Origin of the sequence: Gallibacterium genomosp. 1, from assembly GCF_000771875.1 — a bacterium.
Classification (GTDB): Bacteria; Pseudomonadota; Gammaproteobacteria; order Enterobacterales; family Pasteurellaceae; genus Gallibacterium.
This window is the reverse complement of record NZ_JPXX01000021.1, coordinates 149,226-162,071: the sequence shown is the minus strand read 5'-3', so window position 1 is coordinate 162,071 and position 12,846 is coordinate 149,226. Positions and strand designations below refer to the sequence as shown.

Here is a 12,846-nt window from a genome sequence, read left to right as displayed (position 1 = left end):
TGTAGTGGTACACTAATTTTGCAGTCCTCAATAGGTGGTAAACTATCACAAAAAGAGGATATTAAGATGAGAAGAACATTTAGCCCGGACTACAAAGTTGCCGCGGTAAAATTAGTCACCGAGCAAGGTTATTCTGTTGCCCAAGCCTGTTCGGAATTAGGGATAGGCGAAACGGCATTACGTCGTTGGATAAAACAAGTCCAAGCAGAAAAACAAGGCTATGTATTGCCCGGAACGAAGCCCTTATCACCGGAACAGCAACGGATACGAGAGCTTGAACAACGCATTAAAATTCTCGAAGAGGATAAAGAAATCTTAAAAAAGGCTACCGCGATTTTTATGTCACTCGAGCGCAACGCTACCAAACGGTAAAGGCATTAAAATCGTATGGAATAAAACGGGTTTGTGCGCTATTTTCGTTTTCAGAATGAACTTACTATGCCCGGAGAAAGCGGTAGGCGAAGCCCAATAAACATTTAGGATTGGCGGTAAAGATAAAGGCATTATTTGATGAAAGTCGTGGTTCAGCCGGAAAGCGGACGTTAAAAGCGAGATTAAAAAGTAAGGGTATTGAGGTAGGATTAGCCTTGATTCGACAGCTGATGAAACAGCAAGGATTAGTCAGTAAACAGCCGCAAAAACGTTGGCGGACAGGCACGTCAGAGCAAGCGTCCACGTTGTTTAATAATGTGTTAAATCGGCAATTTAGTCCATGCGCTGACACAACGGTGTTATGCGGTGATACCACCTATTTGAAGGTACAGGGGGAATGGCATTATTTAGCAATCGTGATGAACCTGGCGCAGCGTCAAGTGGTTGGTTGGCGATTGCAGAAACAGCATAATTCAAGGTTAGTGGTGGAAGCATTAAATCATGCGATGCTGACAACGGAAAGAACGAGGAAGATGTTGTTTCACTCAGACCAAGGCAGTATTTATGGGAGTGAGTCATTTATACGATGTGTGAAACAGCATGGTTTGATACAAAGTATGAGTCGCCGAGGAAATTGATGGGATAATGCACCGATGGAACGTTGGTTTAGGAGTTTTAAATATGAATGGATGTTAAAGGGCGGTTATTCTTCATTAGATGAAGCCAAGGAAGACATTAAACAGTATGTGTTTTACTATAACAGGGTGAGACCGCATAGCTATAATCAAGGATTACCGCCAGTTTTAGCGAAAAAACCTATTAGGGACTGCTGATTTAGTGGATCACTACATGCGTCTTAAATTTTTACTGTGTTCTGTGTTACTATTTCCCATTAATGCACCTTTGCTTTGTGTATAACTACCGGAAATTCAATATCATAATCAACATTAACCGCCATTGGCGGTAACCACTTTAATTCAAACTTGCGCTTATCCGCCGGAATTAAATTACCGTTTTCATCTTTCATTTTGCCGCTTCTAAAACCGTGCCAATGCGCTTTCCTAATATGCGGTCGGTGCGGTTTATGTGATGATGATAAACGCTCTTCCGTTGTTGTTGATTTGCTTTCAGATAGATAAGCCTGTTTTAACGCTGCGCCTATCCTTACACCAACATCCCACATTAACGGCTCTTTAGGCAAATCGGAAGTGTAGCACTGGGAACCACAACCAATGTTCTAGCCTCATGGAAATACCTTTTAGTGTAGCACTGCGAAATGAGAAAGGAAATTATAATGGGGTTTACTATCAATGGGGTGGTAAGTTTAGTGTATATTTGGTTTGATTTTCTACAGATAAAATACCTGCCATAGCAGGTATTTTTATCTTCTAAACAATCAACTTAACTTTTTCACTTTAGCTTGTTTAATCATATTATCACTGACTTCCAGAATCTTAATTTTTAAATTGCCAATTTTCCATTCTGTACCCTCTTGTGGAATATCTTCCAAATGTTCCAGAATAAATCCATTGAACGTTCTAGCATCATCAGTGTCGAGATGCCAATTAAACATTTTGTTTAAATCTCTGATATTCGCTGAACCATCAATAATAACAGTGCCATCTGATTGAGGTTGAACTTCATCTTCAATAGATGGCAAATTAGAGGTGGTAAATTCGCCGACAATCTCTTCTAAAATATCTTCCAACGTAACCAAGCCTTTAATATCGCCATACTCATCAACAACTAAACCGATACGCTCTTTATTATTTTTAAAATTTAATAATTGTGCATTTAAAGTCGTGCCTTCAGGAATAAAATAAATTTCATCAGCGGCGCGCATTAAGGTTTCTTTGGTAAATTCATTGGTATTGGTCATTAAACGATAGGCTTCACGAACACGTAAGATACCCAGTGCATTTTCATCCATATTTTCTTTGTATAAAACAATTCGGCTATGAGCAGCGTGATTTAATTGACGCATAATCGATTTCCAATCATCTTCAATATTAATGCCACTAATTTCATTGCGAGGCACCATAATATCTTCAACAGTGACTTTCTCCATATCTAAAATAGAAAGTAACATTTGTTGGTGAGCTCGAGGAATAAATTTGCCTGATTCATTTACGATGCTTCGTAATTCTTCGGGGCTAATGGAGTGTGATTTAATATCCAGTTTTAGACCAATTAAACGCATCAATCCGTTAGTAAAGAAGTTAACAAAATAGACTAATGGAAGAAAAATTTTGATCAGTACTGATAAAATATGGCTACTAAAAAAGCCTATTTTTTCTGGGTAAATCGCAGCTACAGTTTTAGGGAAAATCTCAGAAAAGACCAACATCACAAAAGTTAAAACGCCTGTAGCAATTGCAACGCCGGCATCGCCACCTAAACGTAGACCAATCATTGTGGCGAGAGCAGACGCCATAATATTAACTAAGTTATTAAAAATTAAGATAAAACTTAGAAGAATATCGGTTTTCTTTAATAATTTCTCGGCTTTTTGAGCCCCTCGATTCCCTTTATCTGCAAGATAACGTACACGATAACGATTTAATGAAAGCAAGCCGGTTTCTGAACTTGAGAAATAGGCTGAAAGAATAAGTAACAAAATTAACAGAAAAAATAATGTACTTATGGGGATACTGTCCAAAATAAAATCCTATATTAAGTCAATCATTCGGCGTACTTATATTATTGATAAATACGCCACCTAAATTTCATTTACATCACAATCAAACGACTGCCGAAATAAGCGAAAGTGAGCAAAATCATACCTGAAATTGTGTAAATGATCACTCTTTTTCCTCGCCAATGTAATTTGTAATGACCTAATAATAAAATTGCAAAAATAATCCAAGCGATGAAAGAGAAAACCGCTTTTTGAATTTGATCCGCTGAAAAGAAGTTTGGCAGGTAAATGCTACCGCTGATCAAAGTTATAGTAAGTAATGCTTCCCCTAAAATCAGCAGTTGGAACAGCTGTTTTTCTACTTTCATAAGCGATGGGATCATTGGAGAAAAAGTCATTTTTTTCTGTTTCAAATTGCGATCTAACCAACCAAGTTGCAATGCGTATAAAGTGCTGATGGCAAAGACAATATAACTAAAAAGTGCTAATGCAATATGGAATAATAAGCCATTGTTTTCGCTTAAATGTTTGATGAAGCTACCGGGGAAAAATGTGGTTCCGACAATATTTATTACGGAAAAACAGTATACGATAGGTAACACAAACCAAAATGTATTGGTACGCAACATTGCTAATGTTGCTACAAGGCTGACTAAGACGGAAATTAATGAAGAAACATTGAATAGAGTAAAGTTTTGCCCACCAGCAACGAAGAAACTGTTCATTAATCCAATCAAATGCAATACGATTGCTAATATCGCACTATGAAAAACCCACTGCTTTCCTGAACGAGTGATATTGCTGGTTTCTCCCTGTTGGACTTTCATTAATACCGGAGTAATTAATAAGATACTGCTTAAATAAGCAACGATAGCTAACACGCCGATCCACAACATAATTTTTGCTCTCTAAAAAAACATAAGCCTTAAAAAGTTAGCAGTTTTCTATGAATTTTTCCATAGGATTATGTGTAAATGGTGAAAACAGGCAAATTTTCGGTATAATGCCCACTGTTTTTATCTATTTTTTGAGTGTTTTTTAGATTGTCATTGTTAACACTCCGTTTCAGAATCAGGATTTTCTATGTTTGAGAATTTATCAGATCGTTTGTCAAGAACATTGCGTAACATTAGTGGCAAAGGTCGTTTAACCGAAGATAATATCAAAGAAACATTACGCGAAGTGCGAATGGCTTTGTTGGAAGCAGATGTAGCGTTACCGGTTGTTCGAGAATTTATTAATCAGGTTAAAGAACGTGCTTTAGGTGTTGAAGTAAATAAAAGCCTGACACCGGGGCAAGAATTTATCAAAATTGTTCAAGCAGAGCTTGAAAAGGCAATGGGTGAAGCCAATGAAACGCTTAACCTTGCAACACAACCGCCGGCTGTGATTTTAATGGCTGGTTTGCAAGGGGCTGGTAAAACAACCAGTGTCGCTAAATTGGCTAAATTTTTGCAACAGCGTCATAAAAAGAAAGTGATGATGGTTTCTGCCGACGTTTACCGCCCAGCGGCGATTAAACAGTTGGAAACATTGGCACAGAGTGTTAATGCAACGTTTTATCCGTCTGATGCTTCGCAAAAGCCGGTAGAGATTGTTAAGTCAGCTTTGGCGGAAGCGAAATTAAAGTTTTTTGATGTATTGATTGTCGATACTGCCGGTCGTTTGCACGTTGATGAAGAGATGATGAATGAAATTAAACAGATCCATCAAGTGCTTAACCCGATTGAAACCTTGTTTACCGTTGATGCAATGACCGGGCAGGATGCCGCCAATACAGCTAAAGCATTTAATGAGGCATTGCCTTTAACCGGTGTGATTTTAACCAAAGTGGATGGGGATGCACGTGGTGGTGCGGCGTTATCTATTCGTCAAATTACCGGTAAACCGATTAAATTCCTCGGTATGGGGGAGAAAACCGATGCTTTAGAGCCATTTTATCCGGAACGAATTGCCTCTCGTATTCTCGGTATGGGCGATGTGCTTTCTTTGATCGAAGATTTACAACGTAATGTTGATCAGGAAAAAGCCGAGAAAATGGCACAGAAATTTAAAAAAGGGGATGATTTCACTTTAGAAGATTTCCGTGAACAACTGCTCGAAATGAAAAAAATGGGCGGTATGATGTCAATGTTGGATAAATTGCCGGGAATGCAGAATTTACCAGATCACGTGAAAAATCAAGTAGATGACAAAATGTTCCAACGAATGGAAGCAATGATCAATTCGATGACATTTAAAGAACGTCGAAATCCTGCCATTATTAAAGGATCACGTAAACGCCGTATTGCTGCTGGTTCAGGCACACAAGTGCAGGATCTGAACCGTATGCTGAAACAGTTTGAAGAAATGCAAAAAATGATGAAAAAAATGCGTAAAGGTGGAATGGCGAAAATGATGCGAGGAATGCAAGGATTAATGGGCGGTCTTGGAGGAATGGGCGGATTGTTCAGACGTTAAAGTTAAAAAAACGGATGAAAGATGATGTAGGAGAACAGAAATAGTCATCCGCTCTTATAAAAATCTGCATTTTATTAATTTAAAATGCAGATTTTTTATGAAAAACGCTATTTATTTTGTTAACAGATCAAACGCTTCCTGATATTTTGCTACAGTTTGATCAATAATTTCTTGAGGCACTTTCGGAGCAGGCGGTTGTTTATTCCAACCACTGTTTTCCAACCAGTTACGAATAAACTGTTTATCGAATGATGGTGGATTAATGCCTTCTTGATAGCTATCAACTGACCAGAAACGGCTTGAATCCGGAGTCAACACCTCATCCATCAGTGTTAATACTCCATTTTCATCTAAACCGAATTCAAATTTAGTATCGCAAATAATAATGCCTTTAGTTAAAGCATATTTCGCAGCAGTAGTGTAAAGAGCAATTGCTTTTTCTTTCACTTGTGCTGCTAAATCTTTGCCGATGAGTTTTTCGCATTCGGCGTAACTGATATTGATATCGTGATTACCAATCTCTTCTTTGCTTGATGGGGTAAAAATTGGTTCAGGCAATTTGCTGGCTTCAACTAAACCTTTCGGCAATACTAAACCACAAATAGAACCTGTTTTTTGATAATCTTTTAAACCGCTGCCGGTTAAATAACCGCGAACGATAGATTCAATTTTGATAGGCGTTAAACGTTTACAAACAACAGCACGTTTTTCGATAGCCTTTGCTTCTGCTTCAGGTAAAACATCATATACAGTGTCGCTTGTGAAATGATTTGGCATAATATGAGCAAGTTTGTTAAACCAAAAATTTGAGATTTGAGTGAGTATTTCCCCTTTGCGTGGAATTGGATCATCAAGAATAACATCAAATGCGGATAAACGGTCAGAAGCTACCATCAACATTCTTTTGTCATCAATTTCATAGAGATCACGAACTTTACCAGAATAAATTTTCTTTAGGCTGATTGTTTGCATAATTAAGATACCTGTTGTGATAAAAAACTGAGCAGAATTATACGCTTATTTATGCAAACTTTCACGCAATCGATTGCTTATTTTATTCAATCCCAACTAATTTATGTGTTTGAATACTAAGCTGCCATTTAATATCAGTATTTTCATTAAGTTGTCCTAACTTACGAATGGTATCCAGTAGATTCATTTCTCCCTGTTGTTCACAAGGCGAAAGATAATAATGTTTTGCTTGAATTTTTTTAGCAATTTCTTGGCAAAAGAGCTGGATATTTTTGTCATCATTCACAATTCTCACCTCATCAGCGTGAGTGATACCGCGTTGTTGATATTTGTGACGATACAGACGTTTCGGACTGGTAGCAATATAATCAATTTGCGGTGGAATCGGTTTTAAACCGTTGGTTTCAATCGCTAGGTAATAACCTAACTTTTTGAAATGGCTTAATAATTTTTCTAAATTTGGTTGAATAGTCGGTTCACCGCCAGTAATAATGATATTTTTTGCTGTAAAAGAAGTAACTTGATTGGCAATCTGTTGTAGTGTCATCAGTGAAAAGGTTTGATAATCGGTATCACACCAAGGGCAGGCTAAATTACATTTGCCGAAACGGATAAAAATAGCAGGCATTCCGGTATTAAAGCCTTCTCCCTGAAGGCTTTCAAAAATTTCAACAATAGCATATTCAGTTTTCATTACTCTTCACCATATTCTGCAAAGGAGGTGGGCGTTTCCCATAAACGAATGGAATGAAGATGAAAACCAACATTTTCCTTTAAGCGTTGAAAAATAAATTGAGCTAAATTTTCAGCGGTAGAACGCATCGGTAAAGCAAAGGTCTTTGAGTTAAGTTGTTGTAATAATTGAGCTATTTTAATTTCTCGTTCACTGCTTTGGTCATAAATAAATGCGTGATCCATTGGAGAAATAATCAGATCGTTGACTACTTTTTTTAAATCAGCAAAATCAATCACCATTCCTTTTTTTGCACCGCTATTTTCAGTTTCGCCGCTGACGATAACTTGTAATTTATAGGTATGTCCGTGAAGATTTTGGCATTTGCCGTCGTGACCGTCTAATAAATGCGCCATATCAAAACTGAATTCTTTAGCGACTTTCAACATTTTTTGCCTCTTTTTCCACTAAATATTCGTTTAAGCCTTTTTCTCGTAATAAGCAGCTTGGGCAGTGGTGGCAGCCGCCTTCGACACCTTCGTAACAAGTGTGCGTGTGTTGCATCACATATTCCAATCTGCCTAATTGATCCGCTAAAGCCCAGGTTTCTTTTTTAGTCAGCCATATTAATGGTGTAATAATGTTGAAACGGTAGTCCATTGCTAAATTGAGGGTCACATTCATTGACTTAATAAAAACATCGCGACAATCGGGATAACCGCTAAAATCGGTTTCGCATACGCCGGTAATAATATCGCTAATCCCTTGACCTTTGGCATAGATTGCCGCATAGAGCAGAAACAGCGCATTACGACCATCGACAAAAGTATTAGGCAATTCACCCTGTTTTTGTTGGATGGTTTCGTTGTTATCCATCAACGCATTGTGAGTAATGGACTGCATTAAAGAGAGATCGAGAATGGTCTGTTTCACGCCGAGATCATTGGCTATCCAGCGCGATTTGTCCAATTCAATGCTATGACGTTGACCGTAGTGAAAAGTAATGGCTTCAACATTGCCATTGCCGTAGGTTTGTAGGGCTTGTAGTAAACAAGTCGTGGAGTCTTGACCGCCGGAAAAAATGACGATCGCTTTTTTGTTTTGCATAAATATTCCTAGTTTTTTTGCGTGGGAGGTTTGCGAACCACGGTGAATCAAGGCGGATATTATAGGAAAAAATCGAGGAGATGCGAGATTATTTTAAATTTTGTAGAGAAAATAGCCTATTTGCAGAGAAATAGGCTATTTGAGTCAATTATTCTTCTTCTAAAGGTTGAATTAAAATTTTAGAGCGGCGTTGATAATTATATTTTTCACGTTTTTCTTGCGGTAAATCTTCAACATTAGCAATTTCAAACCCCCGCTCTTGGAACCAATGTACGGTGCGAGTGGTGAGAACAAACAGCTTTTTGATGCCGAGGGCAATCGCGCGTTTTTGAATATGACTTAATAAAATATCGCCACGCGAAGAGTTGCGATAATCCGGATGGACGACAACACAAGCCATTTCCGCCATTTTTTCCTCAAAATAAGGATTTAATGCCGCACAAGCAATAATCACGCCATCACGATCAATAATCGTGTAGTGATCGATCTCCATTTCCAACTGTTCGCGTGAACGTTTGACCAAAATACCTTGTTGTTCGAGCGGATGAATTAAGGCTAATAAACTTGGAATATCCTTAATATTGGCAATCCGCACAATTTCTGAACTTTCTAACGAGATTTGTGTTCCGATACCGTCACGAGAGAAGAGCTCCTGTAACAAAGATCCATCTTCGAGATAGCTCAATAAATGCGCACGTTTCACGCCGTTACAACAGGCTTCCAAGGCGGTTTGTAGAAAACGAGCCTCCGAACTGTGATAAGCATCTTTCGCAATGAATTGACGTAAATGCTCTTCTGCAGAAAGTAGGGTGAGATCGGCGATAACTTGCTGATTTTCATCGATAATTCCCTGTTTTTCGCAAAAACCGATCACTTTTTCCGCTTTCAGTTTGATCGCAATTTGTGCTGCCAATTCCTCAAAAGCCAAATTAAAGGTTTCGCCGGTAACAGAAACGCCGATAGGGCTAATTACCACAATAGCATTTCGTTCTAATTGTTGTTTGATTCCTTCACTATCAATTTTCCGTACTTTCCCGCTTAACTGATAGTCAACACCGTCATCAACGCCGATTGGTTGTGCAATGACAAAATTACCACTGACCACATTTGGTACGCCGTTATGCGTAATATTGTTCATTCGCAATGAAAGACGAGCAGTAATGTCGAATTGCAGACAGCCCACAACCTGTTTAACTAAATGCAACGTTTGCTGATCGGTTACGCGGATATTTTTGTGATAACGCTCTGCAATGTGAGCGAGTGTCAAGGCATCGTTGATCTGTTTCCTGGCACCGAAAACAATCACTAATTTTATGCCTAAACTATGTAATAAACTGATGTCGTCAATAATGTTGCTGAAATTAGGGCTGGAAGTGGTGTTGCCGTCAAGCATAATCACGAAAGTTTTATTTCTATGTGCTGTAACATAAGGCGTAGATTGACGGAACCATTGAACAAGTTCTGTGCTGCGAATCATATTAACTTCCTATTTTTGAATAATTATGTAATAAAAATGATTTTATATGCAATTATTATCGGCTTGCAAGGTAATTTTTTAACTTGTTTGCAAATTAGCGTAATACAATTTTACTCTTTTAGTTGAGTTGCATAGAATAGCGCCCAATTTAACGATAAATGAAAAAGAAATTATGACAGAACAACAACCATTTACACATTTTCCAACTGTGCGTGAAATGTATCCTTGGGGGCAGGAACAACGTGTTTTAAAGCAAATTCGCCATATTTTACGCTATTTTTTACGTCGCACTTTGACATATCGTCAAGGTAATCAATTAATTCAGTTTCTGAATCAACATCCGCTTTGGTTGCCGATTTTCCAACGGCAGAAACACCGTTTTCACAGTGTAATGTTTCATTATTGTGATAAGCGTTTTTCGGCACAGCAGCGTGTGCAACAAATTGAGTACAGCTTGTTGCAAATGGAGCGTTTGTTAGGAGAGGAACGTTGCCGGCAACTGATTGCGAACAATTCAATTAAATTGGCTGATTTAGAAAATGGTTTAGGCTTATATCTCAATTTAAATCAAATTGATTTTTATGAAGGCTATTTTTCCATCAATATTCAGGATGGTAGTGAGCAACGTTATTATGATGCTTCATTTGCTTTTATTGAGAATAACCAAATACTTATTGCCAGTATACAAGGCCCTCGAGGTGAAAATGCCTCTGACATCGTCAAATCTTTAACTAAACAGTTACACGGTATGCGTCCGATGTTTTTATTGGTGGAGTGTTTTAAATGGTTGGCACAACATTGGCAAATGCAATTGGTTGGTATTCCTCACCATTATCAAACCAAAATTCGCCTGCACGGCAGCAAAAAAATTTATATGAATTATGATGAATTTTGGCAAGAAAATGGTGCGCAACGTGGTGATAAATATTGGCAATTACCGTTGCAAGTTGAGCAACGTCCACTGGAAGAAATTCAGAGCAAAAAACGGTCGATGTATCGGAAACGTTACCAATTATTCGAGCAGATTGAGCGAGGAATCAAAGAAAATTGTTGACTGTTTCAGAAAAATGAATAAATTGTTAATTATTCCAATAATTTAGCGTTTAAAAATGTGATATAGGGCAGAGTTATCTGCCCTTTTTTCTACTATAATAAGTCGAAGTTATTATTAGGTAGTTTGGAGTATTTGTTGTTATGTCTGATTCGATTTATACATCGCTAAAAAATTTCACTAAGCATCCAATTGCGGAAGTGAGGAAGAGTAAGGTCGGTTTATTTATCTTTTCACTGCTTTTTGGTTGGGCAATGATGAACTGGTTGAGTGATCCGCTTTTTACACAAACACAGAATTATGTCCTGTTTCTTATTTTTTTCGCTATTTCACTGTGGGTAACTGAAGCAATTCCTCCGTTTTCAGTCGGTATTTTAATTATCGGTTTTCTTGTTTTAATTATGGGACGAAGCGATGCAGAAAATGCTATGCAATATCTGCAAACTTGGTCAGATAGTGTAATTTGGCTTTTTTTAGGCGGTTTTTTCTTAGCAGAAGCAATGAAAAAGACCGAATTGGATATTCTCTTATTAAAACAGATGTTGCCAAAATTTGGTAAAAATCCACAAAATATTCTGCTTGGTTTAATGACGCTAACGGCTGTAATGTCAATGTTGATGAGTAATACTGCCACCACAGCAATGATGATTGCTACTGTAAGCCCACTATTTGTTACATTGGATAAAAAAGCCAATATTTCCCGTGCATTGTTGTTAGGTATTCCGGCGGCGGCTTCGATTGGCGGTATGGCAACGATTATCGGTTCAGCACCGAATGCGATTGCTGTCGGCGCATTGGAAAATATCGGTTATCACATCTCTTTTCTTGAATGGATGCTTATGGGAACACCGGTTGCCGTTGTGCTGATTTTAGTTTTTTGGCGTGTTCTGATTAAACGTTACCGTATCAGCGCAAAAGAGAAGTTGGAATTTAATTTTCTGCAAGAAGTTAAAGAAGTGGAAACAGCGGAAGAGGAAAAAGAACATCGCACGCAAAAAACAATCGTGTTGGTGATTTTGGCGATTACACTGTTTTTCTGGTTGACAGCAAAATGGTTCGGAATGCCGATCGCTGCCGCTTCAGGTATTCCTATCGTTGGTTTAACAATGCTTGGCGTGCTTGATTCGGATGATGTGCGTAAATTGCCGTGGGATACCTTAATGCTGGTTGCCGGCGGTTTAGCGTTAGGTTTAGCGATTGAAGAGCAAAAAATTGCGACGCATTTTGTCAATCAACTAAGCCACGTTCATATCAGTTTTATGATGTTGTTGATTTTATTTGCATTTATTACTGTTGTGTTATCTAACTTTATGAGTAACACGGCTGCCACCACGATTTTAATTCCAGTTGGCTTATCGTTATTAAAAGTTTTTTCCGGTGATGTTTCTCCGGCAATTTTGCCGTTAGTCATTGGGTTAAGCGCATCTTGTGCGTTATTTTTACCGGTTTCAACACCACCAAATGCTATTGCATTTAGTACTGGCTTAATTCGTCAAGCGGAATTTCGCTTGGGCGGTATTGTCGTTGGTCTGCTCGGCCCGGCACTTAGTATTATTTGGGTAATGGTGATAATGGCGGTTTATTAATTCTTGAGTTGTCAAACTCCGTGTAATACCGTATAAGGTGTTTGTTAATCTAAATATTCGTGAGGTCGATGATTGAATTCATCGACTTTTTTCTTGAAATCTCCGACTTCATTGATTGCTCTTTTACTGTTCTAACATATCCCCATAGTAATTTATTTGATTATTATGAGCTATTGAAGGTGTAAAACCATTATCTTTTCCGTGTCTATTAGAAATATGTTTATGATAAGTGTTCATTGTTTAATCCTTATTGAGTTTGGAAATTTAATAATAGATTAAATTAATGAACACTTCTTTTTTATATATTTCAGTTGAGTTTAAAATTTAAGCTATAGAAAATTGAGACGACTATAATTTTTTCTACTTTGAATAAAAATATTTCTATATCAAAAACAATTTATTTATTAAATTTTATCTTTAAAAGTGCGGTGTTTTTTATTTCATCTTTTCCATACTAATAACTATACAAAACTATACCTATTAGAGCTATAGGATATGTCAATGAAATTT

The 12,846-nt window shown here is 37.7% G+C and carries 13 protein-coding genes, 1 pseudogene and 1 riboswitch; of the genes and pseudogenes, 6 read left to right on the top strand and 8 right to left on the bottom strand.

Annotated features, from left to right (window positions below; genetic code table 11):
* From JP36_RS08140 to JP36_RS11525, 3 genes and pseudogenes are all read left to right on the top strand, one after another.
* On the top strand, positions 1 to 372 hold a 372-nt coding region (locus tag JP36_RS08140), incomplete at its 5' end, for a transposase (protein ID WP_209434484.1).
* Positions 373 to 482: 110 nt separating this feature from the next.
* Positions 483 to 1,010 (top strand): DDE-type integrase/transposase/recombinase, encoded by a 528-nt coding sequence (locus JP36_RS08135; protein WP_039173736.1) that lies wholly within the window; start codon positions 483 to 485, stop codon positions 1,008 to 1,010.
* Between the two features lie 12 nt (positions 1,011 to 1,022).
* A pseudogene (locus JP36_RS11525) lies at positions 1,023 to 1,205 on the top strand (integrase core domain-containing protein); the annotation flags it as partial.
* Positions 1,206 to 1,264: 59 nt separating this feature from the next.
* Here JP36_RS11525 and JP36_RS08125 read toward each other — a convergent pair.
* The 3 genes from JP36_RS08125 to JP36_RS08115 form a co-directional block, all read right to left on the bottom strand.
* Complete coding sequence (locus JP36_RS08125; protein ID WP_039173734.1) at positions 1,265 to 1,555, bottom strand: hypothetical protein; 291 nt, start codon at positions 1,553 to 1,555, stop codon at positions 1,265 to 1,267.
* Positions 1,556 to 1,768: 213 nt separating this feature from the next.
* Positions 1,769 to 3,031 carry an HlyC/CorC family transporter gene (locus JP36_RS08120; protein ID WP_039173732.1) on the bottom strand — a complete coding sequence of 421 codons (1,263 nt, stop codon included), beginning with the start codon at positions 3,029 to 3,031 and terminating at the stop codon, positions 1,769 to 1,771.
* 71 nt (positions 3,032 to 3,102) lie between these two features.
* Positions 3,103 to 3,906: a cytochrome C assembly family protein gene (locus JP36_RS08115; protein WP_039094872.1), complete on the bottom strand. Its 804-nt coding sequence runs from the start codon at positions 3,904 to 3,906 to the stop codon at positions 3,103 to 3,105.
* Positions 3,907 to 4,093: 187 nt separating this feature from the next.
* Here JP36_RS08115 and ffh point away from each other — a divergent pair, with 187 nt between their 5' ends.
* Positions 4,094 to 5,470 carry a signal recognition particle protein gene (ffh, locus tag JP36_RS08110; RefSeq protein WP_039173730.1) on the top strand — a complete coding sequence of 459 codons (1,377 nt, stop codon included), beginning with the start codon at positions 4,094 to 4,096 and terminating at the stop codon, positions 5,468 to 5,470.
* 111 nt (positions 5,471 to 5,581) lie between these two features.
* Here ffh and JP36_RS08105 read toward each other — a convergent pair whose 3' ends face one another.
* The 5 genes from JP36_RS08105 to argA form a co-directional block, all read right to left on the bottom strand.
* Positions 5,582 to 6,442 carry a phosphoribosylaminoimidazolesuccinocarboxamide synthase gene (locus JP36_RS08105; RefSeq protein WP_039173728.1) on the bottom strand — a complete coding sequence of 287 codons (861 nt, stop codon included), beginning with the start codon at positions 6,440 to 6,442 and terminating at the stop codon, positions 5,582 to 5,584.
* A gap of 82 nt (positions 6,443 to 6,524) precedes the next feature.
* A complete protein-coding gene (locus JP36_RS08100; RefSeq protein WP_039173726.1) occupies positions 6,525 to 7,136 on the bottom strand; it encodes a 7-carboxy-7-deazaguanine synthase QueE in 612 nt (203 codons plus the stop codon).
* Positions 7,136 to 7,564 (bottom strand): 6-carboxytetrahydropterin synthase QueD, encoded by a 429-nt coding sequence (gene queD, locus JP36_RS08095; protein ID WP_039173764.1) that lies wholly within the window; start codon positions 7,562 to 7,564, stop codon positions 7,136 to 7,138. The genes JP36_RS08100 and queD overlap by 1 nt, the downstream gene beginning before the upstream one ends.
* Positions 7,548 to 8,222, bottom strand: a complete 675-nt coding sequence (queC, locus tag JP36_RS08090; protein ID WP_039173724.1) for a 7-cyano-7-deazaguanine synthase QueC — start codon at positions 8,220 to 8,222, stop codon at positions 7,548 to 7,550. The genes queD and queC overlap by 17 nt, the downstream gene beginning before the upstream one ends.
* Before the next feature lie 2 nt (positions 8,223 to 8,224).
* Positions 8,225 to 8,269: riboswitch (PreQ1 riboswitch) on the bottom strand.
* 101 nt (positions 8,270 to 8,370) lie between these two features.
* The gene (gene argA / locus JP36_RS08085; RefSeq protein WP_209434486.1) at positions 8,371 to 9,696 is read right to left on the bottom strand and encodes an amino-acid N-acetyltransferase; all 1,326 of its coding nucleotides are present in this window, start codon (positions 9,694 to 9,696) and stop codon (positions 8,371 to 8,373) included.
* Between the two features lie 175 nt (positions 9,697 to 9,871).
* On the opposite strand from argA, the gene JP36_RS08080 reads away from it, so the two are divergent.
* Both JP36_RS08080 and JP36_RS08075 read left to right on the top strand, forming a co-directional pair.
* Positions 9,872 to 10,753: a VirK/YbjX family protein gene (locus tag JP36_RS08080; protein WP_039173719.1), complete on the top strand. Its 882-nt coding sequence runs from the start codon at positions 9,872 to 9,874 to the stop codon at positions 10,751 to 10,753.
* 140 nt (positions 10,754 to 10,893) lie between these two features.
* On the top strand, positions 10,894 to 12,336 hold the full coding sequence (locus JP36_RS08075) for an SLC13 family permease (RefSeq protein WP_231924151.1): 1,443 nt from the start codon (positions 10,894 to 10,896) through the stop codon (positions 12,334 to 12,336).
* Positions 12,337 to 12,846 lie beyond the last annotated feature (510 nt).